Genomic DNA, 20,770 nt, shown 5'->3' with positions numbered 1-20,770 from the left:
CGCCGTGGCAGGAGGACCTCGTCCTCTCCGCCCTTCGCCAGCTCAGGGCGGTTCCCCGGACGAGGCCACCCGGTGTGGCACGCTCGGTCGGTGCAGAAGCGTCGCCTGACCGCATCGCTGGCCGTGGGCCTGGTCGCGCTGGCCGGGGTGGCCGGTTGCCGCAGCGACCCGAGCGTGGCCGCCTACGTCGGCGACGAGCAGGTGACCGTCGACGAGTTGCAGACGGCGGTCGACACCCGCCTGGAGGACCCGGCCCTGGCCCAGGCCGCCACGGGCCGGGAGGACGAGTTCACCCGGCTGGTCCTCACCCGGCTGGTCACCGCCGAGGTCTACGACCGGGTCGCGCAGCGCTACGGCGTCACGGTGGACGACGCCGACGTGCAGGCGCGCCTCGACGAGCTGCTCGCCGGCGAGGACCCGGAGGCCGTCTACGCGCAGGCCGCCGCCCAGGGCGTCGCGCGGGCCGACGTCTTCGAGACCGTCCGCCAGCAGCTGCTGCGCCAGCGGGTCGCGGAGTCCCAGGGGCTGGCCGGCGAACCGAGCGAGGAGGAGCTTCGCGCGGCGTACGAGCAGCAGGTGCCGTCGCTCGCGCAGGTCCGGTTGGGCTACGTCAACGTCCCCGACCAGGCCGCCGCCGACGCGGCGGTCGCCACGTTGAACGCGAACCCGGGCGCCTACCCGGCGATCGCCGCGCAGTACCCCGGCCAGGCAACGCTGCCCGAGGTGACGGCGCGCGCGCCCGGGGACGTGCCGGCGCCGCTCGCCGACGTGGTGGGCGGTGCCGCGCCCAACTCGGCCACCTCGCTCACCGTGCCCGACCTGCCCGGCGTCCTGGTGGTCTTCGTCGGCGAGCCGGCCGTGCCGAGCTTCGAGGAGGTCCGCCCCGACCTCGAGGAGGCCGCCCGGGCCGATGCCGACGCCGCCGCCCAGGAGCTGGTCACCGACGTCCGCGCCGACATCGACGTCACCGTGAACCCGCGCTACGGCGCCATCGAGGACGGCGCGGTCGTCCCGTCCGACGACGGGGTCGTCGACCTCCTGGAGGAGGCGGGCGGCACCGCGCCGGCGGCTGCCGGAGACTGACCGGGTGTCCGTCGCGCTCGCCGTCGTCGTCCACCCCGCCTTCCCCGGCCTGCTGGCCCCCGCGGCCTGGCGGGCGGTCGCCAGCGGCCGACCGGTCGTCGCGCTGCCCGGCGCCGCCGCGAGCGCCGACGCGCTGCGCGCCGAGGGCTGGGCGGTGGACGACGTCCCCGACGCCGCGGCCGCCGCCGCCCGCCCGGACAGCGTCGTCGCGCTCGTCCCGGCCGGGGTCGAGGTGGACGCCGGGGAGGTCGTCGACGCCCCGCCGCTGCGCGGCAGCCGGCTGCTCGACGTCGTCCGGGTGATGGACGTGCTGCGCTCGCCCGGCGGCTGCCCGTGGGACGCCGAGCAGACGCACGCCTCGCTGCGCGGCTACCTGCTCGAGGAGGCGCACGAGGCCTACGACGCGATCGTCGACGACGACCCGGCCGGCATGCGCGAGGAGCTCGGCGACGTGCTGCTGCAGGTGGTCTTCCACGCGCGGGTCGCCGCGGAGGCGCCACCCGGACGGCGCTTCGACGTGGACGACGTCGCCGGCGACCTCGTCGACAAGCTCGTCCGGCGGCACCCGCACGTGTTCGGCGACGCCGGCCCGCGGGACGTGGCGCAGGTCGAGGTGGGCTGGGAGGAGATCAAGAAGGCCGAGAAGCAGCGGCGCTCGCCGACCGAGGGCGTCTCGCGGTCGCAGCCCGCGGCCTCGTGGGGGGCGGCGCTGGTGCGCCGTGCGGCCCGCGCCGGCCTGACCACGCCCGAGCCCGCAGAACTCGGCTCGGCCAGCCCCGAGGAGCTGGGGGAGCGGCTGCTGGCCGTCGTCGCTGCCGCCGAGCGGCGCGGCTGGGACGTCGAGGACGCCCTGCGCGAGGCGGTCCGCCGCTACGCCGGGGAGCTCGACGCCGCGGCGGCCAGCACCTCAGGCCCGGGCGAGGCCGACGACCGCACCTGACGGGCCCGACCGAGCAGGCCGGCGACGAAGGCCACCGTGACGCTGAGGACGACCAGCTCCCCACCGTCCTCCACCGTTCCCATGACCCCCTCGAGCGGGGTGTCCAGGACGAGGACGTGCAGCTGGTCGACGACGCCACCGAAGAAGACGTACGCGGCGACCAGGACGGCCACCGCGATGCTCCCGCGGCGGTTCCACCGGTCGCTGCGCCGGTGGAGCAGGACGACCAGGCCGAGCGGCACGACGGCGAGCAGGCCCCAGACGAGCACCTCGCCGAGGTCGTTCGCGCGCAGCCCCAGGAACCCGTCGGGCGGGAACCAGAGCTTCTTGCCCAGCATCTCGGCCAGCCAGGCGCCCTTGTTCTCGTGCAGGCGCATCCCGTCGTCGGCCAGCGCGGCCGCGTAGAGCAGGGCCCAGGCGGCCCACACGGCGTGCCGGGTGCGCACCGCGAGCACCAGCAGGGAGAGGACGAGGGTGGCCTGCAGGCAGTAGCCCCACACCTCCGACCAGCCGCCGTCGGCCTCGAGCAGCCAGGGCGACGGGTCCTGGACGTCGATCCCGAACCGGGCCTCGTGGACGACCGACGCCACCACGAAGGCCAGGTCGACGAACAGCAGCGGGACGAGCAGCCGCACCCACAGCAGTGAGCCGGTGCGGGCGAGCACCGACGGCGAATGGGACCCCTGCGTGGTCATCTGCTCCCTCCCCCCGGGGCCAAGAGCAGCTCACCGGTCGCGGAGCAGTCCACCCGTGCGGGGCGGGAGCGGGCAACGGTGCGCCGGCGGGCCTCACTCCTACAGGGGGGAACGGGGCCCGCGGGGCGCGCCCCCGGCCCGCGGTGGGCTGGCTAGGCTGCTCCCCGTGCCCAGCATCGACGCCGTAGGCGCGCGGGAGATCCTCGACTCGCGCGGAAACCCCACCGTGGAGGTCGAGGTCGCCCTCGACGACGGGACGATCACGCGGGCCGCCGTGCCCAGCGGCGCCTCCACCGGCGCCTTCGAGGCGGTGGAGCTGCGGGACGGGGGTGAGCGCTACGCCGGCAAGGGCGTGACCAAGGCCGTCGACAACGTGCTCGACGTCATCGGCCCCGAGCTGGTCGGCTACGACGCCAGCGAGCAGCGCCTGGTCGACCAGCGGCTGCTCGACCTCGACGGGACGCCGAACAAGGAGCGCCTGGGCGCCAACGCGATCCTCGGCGTGAGCCTCGCGGTGGCCAAGGCCGCCGCCGAGTCCGCCGGGCTGCCGCTGTTCCGCTACGTCGGCGGGCCCTCGGCCCACCTGTTGCCGGTGCCGATGATGAACATCCTCAACGGCGGCGCCCACGCCGACAGCAACGTCGACGTGCAGGAGTTCATGATCGCCCCGATCGGCGCGCCGACCTTCGTCGAGGCGCTGGCCATGGGCACCGAGACCTACCACGCCCTGAAGTCGGTGCTGAAGGGCCGCGGGCTGGCCACCGGCCTGGGCGATGAGGGCGGCTTCGCGCCCTCGCTGCCGAGCAACCGCGACGCGCTCGACCTCATCGCCGAGGCCGTCGAGAAGAGCGGCTACACCCTCGGCCGGGACATCGCGTTCGCCCTCGACGTCGCCGCCACCGAGTTCCACGCCGACGGCGGCTACGACTTCGAGGGGCAGACCCGCTCGGCGGAGTACCTCATCGACTACTACCGCGGCCTGGTCGACGCCTACCCGATCGTCTCCATCGAGGACCCGCTGTCCGAGGAGGACTGGGACGGCTGGATCGCGCTGACCGCCGCCCTCGGCGACCGGGTGCAGATCGTCGGCGACGACCTGTTCGTCACCAACCCGGCGCGGCTGGCCGACGGCATCGCCCGGAACGCGGCCAACGCGCTGCTGGTGAAGGTCAACCAGATCGGCACGCTCACCGAGACGCTGGACGCGGTCAACCTGGCGCACCGCAACGGCTACCGCTGCATGATGAGCCACCGTTCCGGGGAGACCGAGGACACCACGATCGCCGACCTCGCCGTCGCCACCGACTGCGGGCAGATCAAGACCGGTGCGCCGGCCCGCAGCGAGCGCGTCGCCAAGTACAACCAGCTGCTGCGCATCGAGGAGGAGCTGGACGACGCCGCCCGGTACGCCGGTGCGGCCGCCTTCCCGCGGTTGGGCGCGGCGGCCGGCGAGTGACCGGTCGCGCCCGCCCATGAGCGCGGCGCGCGGCCGCCGCGGCGGGTCGGGCGCGGCGCCCTCCGGACGACGGCGCGCCACCGGACGCCCGCTGTCGGGTGCGCCGTCCCGTCCGGTGCCGGCCGGCTCCCGCTCGGGTGCGGGCAGCCGGCCGGAGCCGAAGCGGGCCGTCCGCCGCACGGCGCGGCCGGCGCCGGCCGGCGGTGCGCCCCGGCGTCCCCTGGTCACCGGCCGCGCGGTGCTGCTGGCCGGCCTGGTGCTGGTGCTGCTGCTCACCCTGGCCGGCCCGGTGCGCCAGTTCCTGGCCGGTCGTGCCGAGCTGACCCGGCTGGCCGCGGAGGGCACCGCCCTCGACCAGCGGGCCGAGCAGCTCCAGGAACAGCTGGAGCGGCAGACCGACCCGGACTACCAGGCCCGGCAGGCCCGCGAGCGGCTGGCGTACGTCCTGCCGGGTGACCGGCTGGTGGTCGTGGTGGACGGCGAGGCCGTCGAGGGGGACGCCGGCACGGTGCCGGAGCCCGAGGACGGCGACCTGCCCTGGTACGAGGCGCTGCTGCAGTCGGTCGCGGTGGCCGACGGCGACGAGGAGCCCGGCAAGTGAGCGAGCTCGTGAGCTCACCGATGTGTACGGCAGTGACGCGAACGCGGCCGACGAGCGCCGGCGAGGAGCCCAGCGAGTGAGCGGACCGATCACGCCGGAGGAGCGGGAGGTCGTGGCCCGCCAGCTCGGCCGGCCGCCGCGTGCCCTGCGGGCGGTCGCGCACCGTTGCCCGTGCGGCCAGCCCGACGTCGTGCAGACGTCCCCGCGGCTCGAGGACGGCACCCCGTTCCCGACGCTGTACTACCTGACCTGCCCGCGGGCGAGCGCCGCGGCCAGCCGGCTGGAGTCCACCGGCCGGATGCGGGAGTGGCAGGCCGACCTGGGCACCGACCCGGAGCTGGCCGCGGGCTACCGCGCCGCCCACGGGGCCTACCTGGCCGAGCGCGACGCCCTCGGCGAGCTGCCCACCCGCAACACCGCCGGCGGCATGCCGGACCGGGTCAAGTGCCTGCACGCCCTGGCCGCGCACGCGCTCGCCGCCGGCCCGGGGGTCAACCCGGTCGGCGACCGGGCGGTGGCCGAGATGGGGGAGTGGTGGGCGAACGGGCCGTGCGCCCGGACCGCCGAAGACGACGGCCGGACGAGCATCGCAGGGAGCGCCGGCGACCGAGGAGCGGAACGAGGCCGGAGTCGAGCCACGGACGAGGAGGGGCGATGACCCGCGTCGCGGCCATCGACTGCGGCACCAACTCCATCCGCCTGCTGGTGGCCGACGTCCCGCCGGAGGGTCCGCACACCGACCTGCTGCGCCGGATGGAGGTCGTCCGGCTCGGCCAGGGCGTCGACGCCACCGGCCGGCTCGCCGTGGAGGCCATCGAGCGCACCCGCGTCGTCCTGGCGCAGTACGCTGCCCAGGCTCGCGAGCTCGGCGCGACGGCGGTCCGCATGGTCGCCACCAGCGCCAGCCGGGACGCCGCCAACCGCGCCGACTTCGAGGCGATGGTGCTGGCCACCCTCGGCCAGCTGCCCGACGTCGTCCCCGGCGACGAGGAGGCGCAGCTGTCCTTCCTCGGCGCCACCGCCTCGCTGGACGCCGCGGTCGCCGCGCACGGCCAGGCCCGCCCCCGCCCGCCGTACCTGGTCGTCGACATCGGCGGCGGCTCCACCGAGTTCGTGCTCGGCGACGCGGCCGGGATGCGCGCGGCCCGCTCGGTCGACGTCGGCTGCGTCCGGCTGACCGAGCGGCACCTGCACGGCGACCCGCCCTCGGCCGACGAGGTCCAGCGCGCCGAGGCCGACATCCGCGCCGCGCTGGCCGACGTCGCCGCCGTCGTCCCCGTGGGGGAGGCCGCCACCCTCGTGGGCCTCGCCGGCTCGGTCACCACCGTCGCGGCGCTCGCCCTGCGCCTGCCGGCCTACGACCCGGCGGCCATCCACGGCTCGCGGATCCCGGTGTCCGCCGTCCGCGCGGTGACCGCCGGGCTGCTCACCGCCACGCGGGAGCGGCGCGCCGCGTACCCGGTCATGCACCCGGGCCGGGTCGACGTCATCGGCGCCGGCTCGCTCATCCTGCGAGTGCTCATGGACGCCTTCGCGCTCGACGACGTCGTGGTCAGCGAGCACGACATCCTCGACGGCATCGCGCTGCAGCTGGCCCGTGGACCGGTCAGGGGGAGCCCTCGTTGACCCCGGGCGGCAGCTTGCCGGTCAGCGACTGGTAGGCCGCCGCCGCGCCTCGGGCGGCGACCAGCCGGCCGGCCGCCACGGCGACCCCCGACACCGCCGCCCACGCCAGGGCCTCGCCCCAGCCGACGCCCGGCGCGGCCGGGTTCTTGGGCGGGGGAGTGCCGCGCACGGCGTACCAGGCGGCGTCACTGAGCTTCCGGACGGCGATCCCCGCGGGGACCGCCGTGCCGGTGCCCAGGAGCTTCCAGGTCAGCGGTGCCTTCTGCTTCTTCTTCCGGGCCACCCGGCGATCATGCCGCCCCGCGGGGCCCCCGCGCTCGCCCGGGTGGTCTGCTGGAGCCTATGAAGGACCCCGCTGCCCCCCGTGAAGGACGCCCCTGCCCCCCGCCACTCGCAGGCTCGCGGCGGGACCCTGCAGGGGGGCCGATCGAGGCTCGCGGTGGGCCCCTGCAGCGGGGCCGCCATGGCGACGCAGCCGGCTTCCCGGTCACCCGCACTCCGGTCGGGGTCGTCCGCTCGGCGCGCGGCGCCCACGACCTCGCCGTCCTCGACGCCCGGGTCTCCGGTTGCCGCGCCTGCCCGCGCCTGGTGGCCTGGCGGGAGGAGGTCGCCCGCGTGAAGCGGGCCTCCTTCCGCGACGAGGAGTACTGGGGCCGGCCGGTGCCTGGGCTGGGCCCGGCCGACGCCCGGATCGCCGTCGTCGGGCTGGCGCCGGCCGCGCACGGGGGCAACCGCACCGGCCGGGTGTTCACCGGCGACCGCAGCGGCGACTGGATCTTCGCCGCGCTGTGGCGGGCCGGCCTGGCCAACCAGCCGACGTCCACCCACGTCGGCGACGGGCTGGAGCTCACCGGTGTGCGCGTCGCCGCCGCGGTCCGCTGCGCGCCACCGGCGAACGCGCCGACCCCCGAGGAGCGGGACACCTGCTCGCCGTGGCTGGCGCGGGAGCTGGCGCTGCTGCCGCGGCTGCGGGTCGCCGTCGTCCTCGGTGGGTTCGGCTGGACGGCGCTGTGGCCGGTGCTGGCCGAGGCCGGCTACGCGCTGCCGCGGCCGCGGCCGCCGTTCGGGCACGGCGTCGAGGTGTCCCTGGAGGGGCCGCGCGGGCCGCTGACCCTGCTGGGCAGCTACCACGTCAGCCAGCAGAACACCTTCACCGGGAAACTCACCGAACCGATGCTGGACGCCGTCCTGACCCGGGCCACCGAGCTCGCCGACCTGCCCGAGGTGCCGTCCCGGCCCTAGGCTCGGGCGCATGGCAGACCGACCCGTGGTCCTCATCGTCGGCGGCGGCTACGTCGGGCTCTACACCGCCCTGCGGCTGCAGAAGCGCCTCTCGCACGGGCGGGCGGAGGTCATCGTCGTCGACCCCCAGCCGCACATGACCTACCAGCCGTTCCTCCCCGAGGCCGCGGCCGGCTCCGTGGAGCCGCGTCACGTCGTGGTGCCGCTGCGCCGGACGCTGCCGCGGTGCCGGGTGGTCACCGGTGCGGTGACCGGGCTGGACCACGCCGACAAGCGGGCCCGGATCGCCCCCCTCGTGGGTGAGCCCTACGAGCTCCGCTACGACGTGCTGGTGATGGCCGCGGGCTCCGTCGCCCGTACGCTGCCCATCCCGGGGCTGGCCGAGCACGGCATCGGCTTCAAGAACGTCGGCGAGGCGATCTACCTGCGCAACCACGTGCTGGCCCGGCTGGACGCCGCCAGCTCGACCGACGACCCGGAGGTCCGCCGCCGCGCGCTGACCTTCACCTTCGTCGGCGGCGGGTACGCGGGCGTGGAGGCCTTCGCCGAGCTCGAGGACATGGCGCACTACGCCATCACGCACTACTACCCGCGGCTGTCCCCGGCGGACATGCGCTGGGTGCTGGTCGAGGCGATGGGCCGGATCCTGCCCGAGGTCGACCTGGACATGGCCGCCTGGACGGTCAAGCAGCTGACGGCGCGTGGGATGGACGTCCGGCTCAACACCCGGCTGGAATCGGTGTCCGACTGCCACGTCCGGCTCAGTGACGGGGACGAGTTCGACAGCGACACCCTGGTGTGGACGGCGGGCACCAAGCCCAACCCGATGCTCACCCAGACCGACCTGCCCGTGGACGAGCGCGGGCGGGTGGTCTGCGAGCCCACGCTGCAGGTGCGCGGGCTGCCCGACGCGTGGTCGGCCGGTGACCTCGCCGCCGTCCCGGACCTCACCAAGGAGAGCCCCGGCGCGACCACCGCGCCCAACGCGCAGCACGCCGTCCGGCAGGCCAAGCAGCTGGCCGACAACATCGTCGCGACGCTCGAGGGCCGCGAGCCCGAGCCCTACCGGCACGCCTACGCCGGCTCGGTGGCGAGCCTGGGCCTGCACAAGGGCGTCGCGCAGGTCTACGGCGTGAAGCTCAAGGGCTGGCCGGCCTGGTTCATGCACCGCACCTACCACGTCAGCCGGGTGCCCACCTTCAACCGCAAGGCCCGGGTCGTGGCCGACTGGACCATGGCCGCGCTCTTCCGCCGGGAGATCATCTCGCTGGGCCAGCTGCAGGACCCGCGCCGCGAGTTCGTCCAGGCCGCGAACACCGGGCGGACCGGCTCGCTGCCGCCGCCCTCGGCGGAGGACAAGGCCCAGTCCGGCTCCCTGCGGGCAGGCTGACCGCCGGGCTGGCGTCCTCGGCGGCCCCCGTAGCCCAACTGGCAGAGGCAGGCCCCTTAAAAGGGTCCCAGTGTCGGTTCGAACCCGACCGGGGGCACTCGTGGGCCGGTGCGCCCGCGTCAAGGCTTGACGGTGCGCTGTCACCCGACAGAGAGTGACAGCAGTCACACACGGTGTCTCAACGTCGAGACACCCCCGAGCAGACGGGACCCTGCATGACCCGGACCGACTCCCCCTGGGCACGGGTGGTGGCGCTCGGCGCCGCCGGCGCGCTCACGCTGGCCGGCACCGCCGCCCTCGCCGGCCCGGCCGGCGCGACGCCGCACGGCAGGGCGTGCGAGAAGCAGGTCAACGACACCGTCGCCGAGCTCACCGACTGTGTCACCCTCGACGGGGTCGTGCAGCACCTCGAGGCGCTGCAGGAGATCGCCGACCGCAACGGCGGCAACCGCGCCTCCGGCACCGAGGGCTACGCCGACTCGGTCCGCTACGTGGAGCAGCGGCTGGAGAAGGCCGGCTGGGAGGTCTCGCGGCAGGCGTTCGAGTTCCCGTTCTTCCAGCTGAACGGGAGCTCCTTCGAGCGGGTGTCGCCCGACCCCGCCATCTTCGCCGAGGGCACCGACTACGCGGTCATGACCTACTCGGGCAGCGGGGACGTCACGGGCACCGCCGTGCCGGTCGACGTCGACTCGGGTTCCAGCGGCTGCGAGGCCGAGGACTTCCCGGCGGCGGTCGTCGGGCAGGTCGCCCTCGTCGAGCGCGGCACCTGCACCTTCGGCGTCAAGGCGCAGAACGCCCAGGCCGCCGGCGCGACCGCGGTCATCGTCTTCAACGACGGCGGGGGCGAGGACCGCACCGGCGTGGTGCAGGGCACCCTGGGCAGCCCTGGGGTGACCGTCCCGGTGATCGGGGTGGCCGCCGCGGCGGGCACCGACCTCGCCGGTGACCAGGTGCGGGTCGCGGTCGACTCGACCAGCGAGGTGCGCACGACGGAGAACGTGATCGCCGAGCTGCCCGGTGCCACCTCGGACAACGTGGTGATGGCCGGTGCCCACCTGGACTCGGTGCTCGCCGGTCCGGGCATCAACGACAACGGCTCGGGCAGTGCGGCGCTGATCGAGATCGCCGAGAACCTGTCCCGGACGGAGCTGCCCAACACGGTCCGCCTCGCCTGGTGGGGTGCCGAGGAGCTCCGCCTCCTCGGGTCCAACCACTACGTGGCGTCGCTGACCCCCGAGCAGCGCGAGGACATCGGCCTGTACCTGAACTTCGACATGGTCGGCTCGCCGAACTTCGCCCGGTTCATCTACGACGGCGACCAGTCGACCTTCACCGTCCCGCCGCCGACCGAGCAGAACCCCTTCTTCGTCCCCGAGGGCTCGGCGCAGATCGAGTACGTGTTCGAGGACTTCTACGAGGAGCGTGGGCTCTTCTACGAGGGCACGGAGTTCAGCGGCCGCAGTGACTACCAGGCGTTCGCGATCGCAGGCATCCCCGCCGGGGGTCTCTTCACCGGCGCCGAGCAGCTCAAGCAGGAGTACCAGGTCGCGGCCTACGGCGGTGCGGCGGGCGTCGCCTACGACCCGAACTACCACCAGGTCGGTGACGACATCGCCAACCTCGAGCCCGAGGCGCTCGACCAGAATTCCGACGCCATCGCCTACGCCGTCCTGACGCTGGCGTACGACACCCAGCGGGTCAACGGCGTGGCCGGCCAGCCGGTCCCCGGTGGCACCTACCAGGGCGACCCGCAGGCGCGGCAGTACCGGCTCACGCCGCCCGGGGAGGCGCCCCAGGCAGGCGGTGGTGGGCACGACCACGACCACGGGGGTGACACCGCCTGAGCGAGGCCCCTGCCCCGCCACTCGCGAGCTCGTGGCGGGACCCTGCAGGGGGGCCGCCCCGCGGCGTCTGCGCACCCCCCCGTCCGGGTGTCCAGGGGACATCCAGGAACGTGCAGGGCCCTTCAGGCGTTGACCTGGACGAGTGGGGTGCAGGACCGTGGGCCCCACGACAGCCAGGTCACCTCGAGGAGATGACGATGCCCAGCTCCAACCCGGTCTTCGGCCGGGGACTCCAGAACACGGGCCCCGGCTACGGCCAGCAGTCCCCGTGGGGCGGCGCGCCCCAGTACGGCGCTCCGCAGTACGGCTCCGGGACGCAGGACCCGTACGCCGCGCCCTCGCCGTACGCGCAGTCGCCGTACGCCCCGCCCACCACCCGCTACATGACGATGGACGACGTCGTCCAGAAGACGGGCCTGTCCTTCCTGGTCACCGTCCTCTCGGCCGCCGTCACCTGGGCGCTGCTCCCGCAGGAGCTGGCGTTCGGGCTGGCCCTGCCCGCGGTCCTCGTGGCCCTCGTGCTCGGCCTGGTGATCTCGTTCAAGCAGATCGCCAACCCGGTCGCCACTCTGTCCTACGGCGCCCTGTACGGCATCGCGCTCGGTGCCATCAGCGAAGCCTTCAACCAGCTGTGGCCCGGCATCGTGATGCAGGCGCTGGTTGGCACCTTCGGTGTCTTCGCCGGCATGCTGGTCGTCTACAAGACCGGCGCCATCCGGGTCACCCCCAAGCTGACCCGCTGGATCGTCGGCGCGATGTTCGGTGTCCTGGCGCTGGTCCTGGTCAACCTGGTGGTCGGGTTCTTCGTCCCCGGCGGCCTGGGCCTGCGTGACGGCGGCACGCTGTCGATCATCTTCAGCCTGGTCGTGATCGGCGTCGCGGCGTTCTCGCTGCTGCTCGACTTCGACATGGCCGACGAGGCGATCCGCCGCGGCGCCCCGGCGAAGTTCGCCTGGTACATCGCCTTCGGCCTGCTCATCACGGTCGTCTGGCTGTACCTGGAGATCCTGCGGCTGCTGTCCTACCTGCAGAGCAGCGAGTGATCTGGTGAAGGACCCCGTCCTCCCCACCCTTCGCGAGCTCAGGGCGGGACCCGGGACGGGGCCGTAGCACACACCAGTGGCCCGGTCCCCGCGAGGGGGCCGGGCCACTGGCCGTTGGTGGGGAGTACCCCGGGATCATGGCGCCGTGACCACGCGGGGGACCCGGTCGGTGGTCATGGCGCCAAGATCGCCGGTGCGTCCTTCATCAGGAGAGGCGCTCCAGGACCATCGCCATGCCCATGCCGCCACCGACACACATCGTCTCCAGACCGAAGGTCTTGTCCTTGGTCTGCAGGCCGTTGATCAGCGTGCCGGTGATGCGGGCGCCGGTCATGCCGAAGGGGTGGCCGACGGCGATCGCCCCGCCGTGCACGTTCAGCTTGTCGATGTCGATGCCCAGGTCGCGGTAGCTCGGGATGACCTGCGCGGCGAAGGCCTCGTTGATCTCGACCAGGTCGATGTCGCCGATGCTCATCCCGGCGCGCTGCAGCGCGAGCTTGGAGGCGTCCACCGGGCCGTAGCCCATGATCTCCGGCGAGAGGCCGGTGACCGCGGTGGAGACGATGCGGGCCAGCGGGGTCAGCCCCAGGTCGCGGGCCTTGGTGTCGCTCATGACCACGACCGCGGCGGCGCCGTCGTTGAGCGGGCAGGCGTTGCCCGCGGTGACCCGGCCGTCAGGGCGGAAGACCGGCTTGAGGCCGGAGATGCCCTCCAGCGTGGTGCCCGGCCGCGGGCTGTCGTCCTTGCTGACCACCGTGCCGTCCGGCGTGGTGACCGGGGTGATCTCGCGCTCCCAGAAGCCGTCGGCGATGGCCTGCTCGGCCAGGTTCTGGCTGCGGACGGCGAACTCGTCCATCTCCTGGCGGGAGACGTCCTTGAGCAGCGCCAGGTTCTCGGCGGTCTGCCCCATCGCGATGTAGATGTCGGGGACCTCGCCCACCTCCCGCGGGTCGGTCCAGGAGTCCGCGCCGCTCTCGGCGGTCTTGGCCACGCGGGCCTGCGCGTCGGCGAACGCCGGGTTCTGGGTGTCGGGCAGCGAGTCGCTGTTGCCCTTCACGAAGCGGGAGACCATCTCGACGCCGGCGGAGATGAAGACGTCGCCCTCGCCGGCCTTGATCGCGTGCATGGCCATGCGGGTGCTCTGCAGCGAGGAGGAGCAGTAGCGGGTGATCGTCGTCCCCGGCAGGTGGTCCATGCCGAGCAGGATGCTGACGACACGACCCATGTTGTGGCCCTGCTCGCCACCGGGGAGGCCGCAGCCGAGGATCAGGTCGTCGATGTCGGTCGGGTCGAGCGCCGGCAGCTTGTCGAGCGCCGCGCGCACGATGGTGGCGGTGAGGTCGTCGGGCCGCAGGTCCTTGAGCGAGCCCTTGAACGCGCGGCCGATGGGCGAGCGCGCGGTCGCGACGATGACGGCTTCGGGCATGGGTCCTCCACGATGAGGGGCTCCGACGACGGGTCGCCGGACGTCGGGTCACCCCCGAACCTACTCCCCGGTAGGGGTCGGTCCACCGTCAGCCGAGGGGTGTCGTCTCCGCGGCGCGCTCGGCCTGCTCCGGCGTCGGGAGGTCCGGCGGCCGGCGCCGGCGCAGCCGGGCCCACGGACCCCGCGGCCCGGTGTCCTGACCGCGGACGGCGGTCGCCTGGACCTCGGTGCCGGTGCGGCCGGCGGCCCGGGCGGCGGCCCGGGCGACCGGGCGGACGGTGTCGCGGCGCAGGTTGCGCAGCCCCCGGTCGGCCGCGGCCGGCCAGACGCCGAGGGCGTCGGCGATCGAGGGCAGCAGGACGGCGGCCGCCGCGGCGTAGCCGGCCGCGCTGGGGTGGAACTCGTCGATGCTGAACAGGTCCCGGTCCTCGGCGAAGGACGGCCCGAGCACCGAGCCCAGCGACACGGTGCGCCCACCGGCCTCGACGACGGCGATGGTCTGCGCGGCGGCCAGCTGCCGGCTCCACCGGCGGGCCAGCCAGCGCAGCGGCTGGGCGATCGGGCGCACGGTGCCCAGGTCCGGGCAGGTGCCGACGACGACCTGCGTACCGGCCTCGGTGAGCCGGCCGACGGCGTCGCGCAGGTGCCGGACCGAGACCTGGGGTGCGGTGCGGCTGGTGACGTCGTTCGCGCCGATCATCACGAGGGCGACGTCGGGCTGCTCGAGGAGGGCCTTGTCGACCTGTTCGTCGAGCTGCCAGGACTTCGCGCCGGAGACGGCCAGCCGCACCAGCCGGACCGGGCGCTCGGCCAGCTCGGCCAGCGCCGCGGCGAGCAGCACGCCGGGGGTCTGGGCGGCGCGGTGCACGCCCAGCCCGACGGCGCTGGAGTCACCGAGGACGGCGAGCACGATCGGCCGGCCGCGGCCGCGCCCGTAGACGCCCTCGCCCGAGGGCGGGTCCCCGCGCAGGTTGTTCGACTCGACCCGCCGCCTCGCGGACCGGGCCTGCTGCCGCAGCACGGCCAGCATCCCGGCGCCGGCCAGGCCCAGCCCCCCGCCGCCGTAGGCGGCACCCGTGGCCAGCCGCCATGCCGTGGTCGCTCGAGTCACCGCCACCCCGTCCCTCGGATGGAGAACACACCTGTCCCAGCAGGTTAACCGCCCCCTACGGTCCCCCCGTGGCCGAATCCCCCGTAGGGGTCACCCAGGGTGACCGCGCTCAGCAGATCGTCGACGTGCTGGTCGACGCCTTCTCCGAGCTGATGACCGCCGACGCCGACGCCTTCCGCACCAAGTTCCGCAAGATGGCGGCCGACCCGTTCGCCTTCTACCGGGGCACTGCCTGCCTGTTCTACGCCGACATGGCGCAGCTGGAGGACTCCTGGTGCGACGAGCGCACCAGCCGCGTGTGGATCCAGGGGGACCTGCACGCGGAGAACTTCGGCACCTACATGGACGGCGCCGGGCGGATCGTCTTCGACGTCAACGACTTCGACGAGGCCTACGTCGGTCACGTCAGCTGGGACCTGCGCCGCTTCTGTGCCAGCTTCGCGCTGCTCGCCTGGCGCAAGGCCTTCGGCGACGAGGTCATCTCCGACCTGCTGCACGGCTACCTCGGGGCCTACCTCGACCAGGTCCGGGCGTTCACCCGCCTCGACGACGACAAGTCCTTCGCCCTGGTCAAGGAGAACACCGAGGGAGCGGTGCACGAGGTCATCCTGGAGACCAGCGCCCGCAGCCGCTCGGCGCTGCTGGACCGGATGACCGTCGTCGAGGACTTCCAGCGCCGCTTCGCCGACGGGCCGCGCACCCGCCGGCTCCAGGACGCCGAGCGCGACCGCGTGCTCGCCGCCCTCGACCGCTACCGGGGGACCGTCTTCCCGCCCCGGCGGCGCCGAGACGTCGCCTACGACGTGAAGGACGTCGTCGCCACCGGCGGCTTCGGCATCGGCAGTGCCGGGCTGCCCGCCTACAACGTCCTGCTCGAGGGCTACGACCAGGCGCTGGAGAACGACGTCGTCCTCTCGCTGAAGCAGGGCAACGTCCCGGCGCCGAGCCGGGTCGTCCGCGACCCGGGCATCCGGGCCTCCTTCGAGCACGAGGGGCACCGCACGGCGGTGTCCCAGCGGGCGCTGCAGGCCAACGCCTCGCAGTTCCTCGGCTACACCGAGATCAACGGGGTCGGGTTCGTCGTGCAGGAGCTCTCGCCCTACGAGCTGGACCTGGACTGGGAGGACCTCACCGAGCCCGAGGAGATCGCCCCGGTGCTCGCGCAGCTGGGCCGGGCCACGGCGAAGGTGCACTGCGTCGGGGACGCCGACAGCGACCACACCCTGGTGCCGTTCCAGACCGAGGAGGCGATCACCGAGATGGTCGGCGGCCGGCGGGAGGAGTTCGTCGCCGACCTGGTCGACTTCGCGCACTCCTACGCCCGCCGCACGCAGGAGGACCACCGGCTGTTCGTCGACGCGTTCCGCGCGGGGCGGATCCCGGGGATCAGCTCGAGCGGTTGAAGGACCCCCCTGACCCCCACCCCTCGCAGGCTCGGGGCGGGCCCCTGCAGGAGGGCCGCGTCAGCGGGCCCGGCGGCCCCGTCTCGTGCGCAGGTAGTCGGCGACGACGTACTCGCCGAGCCGCTCGCTGTCGGGGGTGAACACCCGACCGCCGGCCCGCTGGGTGATGTCGTGGACGAAGTGCACCAGCCCGGGCTCCGGATCGAGGGCGAAGACGTTCATCACCGCTCCGGACCGGGCCACCCGCTCCACCTCGGCGACGGTGCGGGCGATCGTCTCCGGCATCGGCGGCCAGCAGAAGAACGGCGTCCCGTCGTCCTCCAGGTGGGCCGTCGGCTCCCCGTCGGTGACCACCAGCACCACCGGCTCGGCGTCCCGGTGCCGGGCCAGGAACCGCCGGGCCAGGATCAGCCCGTGCTGCAGGTTGGTGCCCTGCAGCGTGTCCACGCTCAGCTCGGCGAGGGTCTCCGGCCGCAGCACCTGGGCGGTGGAGGAGAAACCGATGATCTGGATGGCGTCCTGCGGGAAGCGGGTGGTCACCAGCGAGTGCAGGGCCATCGCCGTCGACTTCGCCGCGCCCCACGTGCCGCGCAGCGCCATCGAGTAGGAGAGGTCGACCAGCAGCGCGACCGCGGCCCCGGTGCGCCGCTCGGTCTCGACGACCTCGAAGTCCTCGACAGCGATGTGCACCGCGCGGTCGGCGGTCGCGCCGGGGGTGGTGGGGTGGGCCCGACGACGTGGCTCGTGGGCGGTGCGCAGGACGGCGTTGCGCACCGTGCGGACGACGTCCAGCGGCTGCTCATCGCCGAACCGCCACTCCCGCGAGCCACCGGTCAGCTCGCCGGCCGCGCCCGCGTCGGCGACGTCGTGCTCACCGCGCCCGGTGGCGTCGAGCTTGGCGAACACCCGGCGCAGCGCGGTCGCGCCCAGCCGGCGGACGGCCTTGGGGGAGAGCTCGAGCTTCCCGTCGGAGCGGTTGAGGTAGCCCTGCCGCTCCAGTTCCCGCTCCAGCTGGCGCAGCGCACCGAGGTCGTCGACGGCGGGCCGGCCCAGCGCCCGCTCGAGTAGCTCCTCGTCCACGTCTGCCAGCGAGGCGCCCGCGTAGCCCTGGGAGAGCTGGTTGGACAGCGCCTCCAGGTCGGCCAGCTCGGCGACGGCGCTCGTGGCGTCGCCCATGCCGAGGGACTGCTCGCCGTCGGGCACCTGCCCGCGCTGCCCCCACGGCAGGTCGGGCCGGGCCTGGCGGAGCGCGTCCTGCAGGTGCGCCATCTCGCTGGCCAGCCCCATGTCCTGCATCGTCTGGGCCATCAGGTCGGCCAGCTCGGCCCGCTGCTCGGGCGAGAGGCCGGCCATCATCCGCTCCTGGGCGGCCGCCCGGCGGGCCAGCTGGTCGATCAGCTCCTCGACCGACTGCGGGTCCTCGGGGAAGAACTGCCCGTGCTTGTCCATGAACTGCTGGAACCGCTCGTCGGTGTCCTCGCCGCGGTTGTGCGCGTCGATGAGCTGCGAGAGGTCGGCGACCATGTCCTTGACCGCCTGCATGTCGCCCGCGGAGGCGTTCTCCAGCGCCTGCTTCATCGAGGCGAAGGAGCTGTCGAGCACCTCGCGGCGCAGCAGGTCCTGGATCTGCTCGTACGCCTGGCGGGCCTCGGCCGAGCGCCAGTCGTACTCCTTGAGCGCCCGGACGGCGCCCGCGGTGTCCTCGGGCAGCGCGTCGAGCTCGGCCTCCTTGAGCCGGGCCATGTCGTCCGGGTCGGGGAACAGCTCGCGCCGCTCGGCCTCCACGGCGTGGTCGAGCAGCTCGCGGACCTCCTGCAGGGTGCCGTCCATCCGTCCCGCGTTGCGCGCCTGCCGCAGCCGCTCGCGGACCGACCGGCGCAGCTCGTCCAGCCCGCGCCGGCCGTCCATCCCGCGGCGCAGCAGCTCGCGCAGCGCCTCGCGGACGCCGCTGCCGCCGAGCACCGAGTCGCCGATCTCGTCGACCGCACCGCCCAGGTCGTAGGGCGGGGCGAGCGGGTCGGGCCCGCCGCGCCAGCGCCCGTACCGGTAGCCCTTGCCGGGCCTCCTCACCACCTCAGGCTCCGTAGACCGTGCGCGGGCCGTCGGTGTCCTTGGCCAGCCGGCGGGTCAGGTAGAGGCCCTCGAGGGCGAACTCCACCGCGGCGGCGGCCTGCTCGGCCGACTGCTCGCCCTCCGGCACGCCGAGGCGGCCGAGCAGCTCGGCGAGCTTCGGGATCGTGCCGAGCTGACCGAGCAGGGCCGCGGCCGGCACCAGCTCGCCGGACTCGACGGTCTCCCCGCCGGTGAAGTGCTCCTGCAGGCCGGTGAGGTCCAGCCCGGCGCAGCGGGCCCGGAAGGTCTGCGCGGTCGCCTGGCGCAGCAGGTGCTCGAGCACCTCCAGCTCCCGCTCGTCGTCCGGGTCGGAGCCGGAATCGGCGAACTCCACCTTGCCGCGGCTGGCCGGGACGATGGCCGGCAGGTCCACGACGCGGGCGACCGGCCGGGTCTCCCCGGCGACGGCAGCCCGGCGGACGGCGGAGGCGGCGACCGTCTCCAGCCCGGCGATGGCGAAGCGGGCGCTGACGCCGGAGCGCTGGTCGACGTGGTTGGAGTCGCGGACCAGCCGGGTGAAGCGCGCGACGATCTCCGCCAGGTGCTCGGGGATGACGGGTGTGGCGAGCCCGGCGTCCCCCGCCCGTGCGGTGCCGTCGGCTCCGACCCAGCTGGTGTGCGCCTCCTGGTGCAGCAGGCGCACCTCGTCGGTCAGCTCGATCGGGTAGTGGGTGCGCACCTCGGCCCCGAAGCGGTCCTTGAGCGGGGTGATGATCCGGCCGCGGTTGGTGTAGTCCTCGGGGTTGGCGCTGGCCACCAGCAGCAGGTCCAGCGGCAGCCGCACCCGGTAGCCGCGGATCTGGATGTCGCGCTCCTCCAGCACGTTGAGCAGCGCGACCTGGATGCGCTCGGCGAGGTCGGGCAGCTCGTTGACGCTGAAGATGCCGCGGTTGGTGCGCGGCACCAGGCCGTAGTGCACCGTCTCGGGGTCGCCCAGCGTGCGGCCCTCGGCCACCTTGATCGGGTCGACGTCGCCGATGAGGTCACCGACGCTGGTGTCCGGGGTGGCCAGCTTCTCGCCGAAGCGGTCGCTGCGGTGCAGCCAGCCGACGGGGGTGGCGTCGCCGTGCTCGGCGATCTGGCGGTGCGCCCACACGCTGATCGGGGCCAGCGGGTGCTCGTTGAGCTCGCTGCCGGTGAGCACCGGCGTCCACTCGTCGAGCAGGCCGACCAGCGTGCGGATCAGGCGGGTCTTGCCCTGCCCGCGCTCGCCCAGCAGGACCAGGTCGTGGCCGGCGATGAGGGCGCGCTCGACCTCGGGGACGACGGTGTCCTCGAAGCCGACGATACCCGGCAGGGAGGGCTCGCCGGCCGCCAGACGGGCGAGCAGGTTGGCGCGGATCTCGGCCTTGACCGGCCGGAAGGTGGCCCCGCTGTCGCGGAGCTCGCCCAGTGTCGTGGGGGCGGGGGGAGCGGAGGCGGGGGTGCCAGGGTCCGTCACCCCCGCCACGGTACGACGCAGGCGCCTCGCTGGTCACCCGTTCGGCCGCTGCCACCTGGGCGCAGTCCCTGCGAGGATCGCGGCATGGCGGCTGCGGAGGAGGAGGGCGGGACCGGACTGCTGGTCGGCGGGGCGGACGTCGACGCCGCGGCGGCGCTGCTGGAGGAGGTCGTCCGGCGCACGCCGCTGGAGCACTCGCGCGCGCTGGCCGAGCGGGTCGGCGGCCCGGTCTGGCTCAAGTGCGAGAACCTGCAGCGCACCGGCTCGTTCAAGATCCGCGGCGCCTACACCCGGCTGGCCCGGCTCACACCGGAGGAGCGGGCGCGCGGCGTCGTCGCGGCCAGCGCGGGCAACCACGCGCAGGGGGTCGCCCTGGCCGCGCAGCTGCTCGGCATCCGGGCCACGGTGTTCATGCCCGAGAGCGCGCCGCTGCCCAAGGTGGCGGCCACCCGCGGCTACGGCGCCGAGGCCCGCCTGGGCGGCGCCTCGCTGACCGAGGCCCTGGCCGCGGCCGCCGACCACGCGCAGCGCACCGGCGCGGTGTTCATCCACCCGTTCGACCACCCCGACGTGATCGCCGGGCAGGGGACGGTCGGTCTGGAGGTCCTCGACCAGTGCCCCGACGTCGCCACCGTCGTCGTCTGCACGGGGGGCGGGGGTCTGGTCTCCGGCATCGCGGCCGCGGTCCGCTCCCGCCGTCCCGACGTCCGGGTGGTCGGCGTGCAGGCCGCCGCGGCTGCCGCCTTCCCCGGGTCGCTCGCCGCCGGCCGGCCGGTGGCGCTGTCGGCGATGACGACGATGGCCGACGGCATCGCCGTCGGCGCGCCGGGGGAGCTGACCTTCGCGCACGTCCGCGAGCTGGTCGACGAGGTGCGCACGGTCAGCGAGGAGGACCTGTCGCAGGCGCTGCTGTTCTGCCTGGAGCGGGCCAAGCTCGTGGTCGAGCCGGCCGGCGTCGCCGCGGTCGCGGCCGTGCTCGCCGAGCCCGCGGCCTTCCCGCCGCCCGTGGTCGCGGTCGTCTCCGGCGGCAACATCGACCCGGTGCTGCTGCTCAAGGTCGTGCAGCACGGCATGGCCGCGGCCGGCCGCTACCTGTCGCTGCGGCTGCGGGTGCCCGACCGGCCGGGGTCCCTGGCCGCGGTGCTCGGCGAACTGGCGCAGGTCGGCGCCAACGTGCTGGAGGTCGAGCACGAGCGGACGGCGACCCGGCTCGGGCTGGGCGAGGTGGAGGTGTTCGTCGTCCTGGAGACCCGCGGGCCCGAGCACGCCGACGAGGTGCTGGCCCGGCTGCACCGGGCCGGCTACACGGTCACCACCGGGTGAGAGAGGTCCCCTCTGCGGGGGGACGCCGGGAAAA

The 20,770-nt window shown here is 74.5% G+C and carries 18 protein-coding genes and 1 tRNA gene; 13 read left to right on the top strand and 6 right to left on the bottom strand.

Annotated elements, in window-relative coordinates; genetic code table 11:
- The first annotated feature begins 90 nt into the window (after positions 1 to 90).
- Positions 91 to 1,083 (top strand): peptidyl-prolyl cis-trans isomerase, encoded by a 993-nt coding sequence (locus ACWIX7_RS08660; protein WP_448621138.1) that lies wholly within the window; start codon positions 91 to 93, stop codon positions 1,081 to 1,083.
- 4 nt (positions 1,084 to 1,087) lie between these two features.
- Complete coding sequence (locus ACWIX7_RS08655; RefSeq protein WP_448621137.1) at positions 1,088 to 2,023, top strand: MazG family protein; 936 nt, start codon at positions 1,088 to 1,090, stop codon at positions 2,021 to 2,023.
- Here ACWIX7_RS08655 and ACWIX7_RS08650 read toward each other — a convergent pair.
- A complete protein-coding gene (locus ACWIX7_RS08650) occupies positions 1,954 to 2,718 on the bottom strand; it encodes a hypothetical protein (protein WP_448621136.1) in 765 nt (254 codons plus the stop codon). The two genes, ACWIX7_RS08655 and ACWIX7_RS08650, sit on opposite strands and share 70 nt — an antisense overlap.
- Positions 2,719 to 2,884: 166 nt before the next feature.
- Between ACWIX7_RS08650 and eno the strand changes: the two genes are divergently transcribed.
- From eno to ACWIX7_RS08630, 4 genes are all read left to right on the top strand, one after another.
- A complete protein-coding gene (gene eno / locus ACWIX7_RS08645; protein ID WP_448621135.1) occupies positions 2,885 to 4,174 on the top strand; it encodes a phosphopyruvate hydratase in 1,290 nt (429 codons plus the stop codon).
- A 16-nt stretch (positions 4,175 to 4,190) separates the two neighbouring features.
- On the top strand, positions 4,191 to 4,775 hold the full coding sequence (locus ACWIX7_RS08640; RefSeq protein ID WP_448621134.1) for an FtsB family cell division protein: 585 nt from the start codon (positions 4,191 to 4,193) through the stop codon (positions 4,773 to 4,775).
- A 76-nt stretch (positions 4,776 to 4,851) separates the two neighbouring features.
- Complete coding sequence (locus ACWIX7_RS08635; protein WP_448621133.1) at positions 4,852 to 5,433, top strand: DUF501 domain-containing protein; 582 nt, start codon at positions 4,852 to 4,854, stop codon at positions 5,431 to 5,433.
- Positions 5,430 to 6,401 carry a Ppx/GppA phosphatase family protein gene (locus ACWIX7_RS08630; RefSeq protein WP_448621132.1) on the top strand — a complete coding sequence of 324 codons (972 nt, stop codon included), beginning with the start codon at positions 5,430 to 5,432 and terminating at the stop codon, positions 6,399 to 6,401. The genes ACWIX7_RS08635 and ACWIX7_RS08630 overlap by 4 nt, the downstream gene beginning before the upstream one ends.
- Here the strand turns inward: ACWIX7_RS08630 and ACWIX7_RS08625 are convergent.
- The gene (locus tag ACWIX7_RS08625; RefSeq protein ID WP_448621131.1) at positions 6,382 to 6,684 is read right to left on the bottom strand and encodes a DUF4235 domain-containing protein; all 303 of its coding nucleotides are present in this window, start codon (positions 6,682 to 6,684) and stop codon (positions 6,382 to 6,384) included. The two genes, ACWIX7_RS08630 and ACWIX7_RS08625, sit on opposite strands and share 20 nt — an antisense overlap.
- Before the next feature lie 332 nt (positions 6,685 to 7,016).
- On the opposite strand from ACWIX7_RS08625, the gene ACWIX7_RS08620 reads away from it, so the two are divergent.
- From ACWIX7_RS08620 to ACWIX7_RS08600, 5 genes are all read left to right on the top strand, one after another.
- Entirely contained in the window at positions 7,017 to 7,643 is a 627-nt protein-coding gene (locus tag ACWIX7_RS08620; RefSeq protein ID WP_448621130.1) for a uracil-DNA glycosylase, read from the top strand.
- Positions 7,644 to 7,653: 10 nt separating this feature from the next.
- Positions 7,654 to 9,033 (top strand): NAD(P)/FAD-dependent oxidoreductase, encoded by a 1,380-nt coding sequence (locus ACWIX7_RS08615; protein ID WP_448621129.1) that lies wholly within the window; start codon positions 7,654 to 7,656, stop codon positions 9,031 to 9,033.
- A gap of 23 nt (positions 9,034 to 9,056) precedes the next feature.
- A tRNA-Leu gene (locus ACWIX7_RS08610) sits at positions 9,057 to 9,130 on the top strand.
- A 118-nt stretch (positions 9,131 to 9,248) separates the two neighbouring features.
- Positions 9,249 to 10,877 carry a M28 family peptidase gene (locus ACWIX7_RS08605; protein ID WP_448621128.1) on the top strand — a complete coding sequence of 543 codons (1,629 nt, stop codon included), beginning with the start codon at positions 9,249 to 9,251 and terminating at the stop codon, positions 10,875 to 10,877.
- Positions 10,878 to 11,074: 197 nt separating this feature from the next.
- Entirely contained in the window at positions 11,075 to 11,920 is an 846-nt protein-coding gene (locus ACWIX7_RS08600) for a Bax inhibitor-1/YccA family protein (protein WP_448621127.1), read from the top strand.
- Between the two features lie 205 nt (positions 11,921 to 12,125).
- Here ACWIX7_RS08600 and ACWIX7_RS08595 read toward each other — a convergent pair whose 3' ends face one another.
- A complete protein-coding gene (locus ACWIX7_RS08595; RefSeq protein ID WP_448621126.1) occupies positions 12,126 to 13,346 on the bottom strand; it encodes an acetyl-CoA C-acetyltransferase in 1,221 nt (406 codons plus the stop codon).
- A gap of 88 nt (positions 13,347 to 13,434) precedes the next feature.
- Entirely contained in the window at positions 13,435 to 14,457 is a 1,023-nt protein-coding gene (locus ACWIX7_RS08590) for an SGNH/GDSL hydrolase family protein (protein ID WP_448621125.1), read from the bottom strand.
- Positions 14,458 to 14,525: 68 nt separating this feature from the next.
- On the opposite strand from ACWIX7_RS08590, the gene ACWIX7_RS08585 reads away from it, so the two are divergent.
- Positions 14,526 to 15,860: a DUF2252 domain-containing protein gene (locus ACWIX7_RS08585; protein ID WP_448621124.1), complete on the top strand. Its 1,335-nt coding sequence runs from the start codon at positions 14,526 to 14,528 to the stop codon at positions 15,858 to 15,860.
- Between the two features lie 60 nt (positions 15,861 to 15,920).
- Here the strand turns inward: ACWIX7_RS08585 and ACWIX7_RS08580 are convergent, their stop codons facing one another.
- Complete coding sequence (locus tag ACWIX7_RS08580) at positions 15,921 to 17,930, bottom strand: VWA domain-containing protein (RefSeq protein WP_448621123.1); 2,010 nt, start codon at positions 17,928 to 17,930, stop codon at positions 15,921 to 15,923.
- 4 nt (positions 17,931 to 17,934) lie between these two features.
- The gene (locus tag ACWIX7_RS08575) at positions 17,935 to 19,413 is read right to left on the bottom strand and encodes a sigma 54-interacting transcriptional regulator (protein WP_448621122.1); all 1,479 of its coding nucleotides are present in this window, start codon (positions 19,411 to 19,413) and stop codon (positions 17,935 to 17,937) included.
- A gap of 84 nt (positions 19,414 to 19,497) precedes the next feature.
- On the opposite strand from ACWIX7_RS08575, the gene ilvA reads away from it, so the two are divergent.
- Complete coding sequence (gene ilvA / locus ACWIX7_RS08570) at positions 19,498 to 20,736, top strand: threonine ammonia-lyase (RefSeq protein WP_448621121.1); 1,239 nt, start codon at positions 19,498 to 19,500, stop codon at positions 20,734 to 20,736.
- The last annotated feature ends 34 nt before the right edge of the window (positions 20,737 to 20,770 follow it).

The organism is Geodermatophilus sp. URMC 65, assembly GCF_053502545.1.
The sequence above is the reverse complement of the archived record's forward strand: the minus strand, read 5'-3'. Positions and strand labels throughout refer to the sequence as shown.

Excerpts from the sequence above, each read along its gene's own strand:
- ACWIX7_RS08650 (WP_448621136.1), bottom strand. The coding sequence starts at position 2,718 with ATGACCACGCAGGGGTCCCATTCGCCGTCGGTGCTCGCCCGCACCGGC.
- ACWIX7_RS08640 (WP_448621134.1), top strand. The coding sequence starts at position 4,191 with ATGAGCGCGGCGCGCGGCCGCCGCGGCGGGTCGGGCGCGGCGCCCTCC.
- ACWIX7_RS08630 (WP_448621132.1), top strand. The coding sequence starts at position 5,430 with ATGACCCGCGTCGCGGCCATCGACTGCGGCACCAACTCCATCCGCCTG.
- ACWIX7_RS08615 (WP_448621129.1), top strand. The coding sequence starts at position 7,654 with ATGGCAGACCGACCCGTGGTCCTCATCGTCGGCGGCGGCTACGTCGGG.
- ACWIX7_RS08605 (WP_448621128.1), top strand. The coding sequence starts at position 9,249 with ATGACCCGGACCGACTCCCCCTGGGCACGGGTGGTGGCGCTCGGCGCC.
- ACWIX7_RS08600 (WP_448621127.1), top strand. The coding sequence starts at position 11,075 with ATGCCCAGCTCCAACCCGGTCTTCGGCCGGGGACTCCAGAACACGGGC.
- ACWIX7_RS08595 (WP_448621126.1), bottom strand. The coding sequence starts at position 13,346 with ATGCCCGAAGCCGTCATCGTCGCGACCGCGCGCTCGCCCATCGGCCGC.
- ilvA (WP_448621121.1), top strand. The coding sequence starts at position 19,498 with ATGGCGGCTGCGGAGGAGGAGGGCGGGACCGGACTGCTGGTCGGCGGG.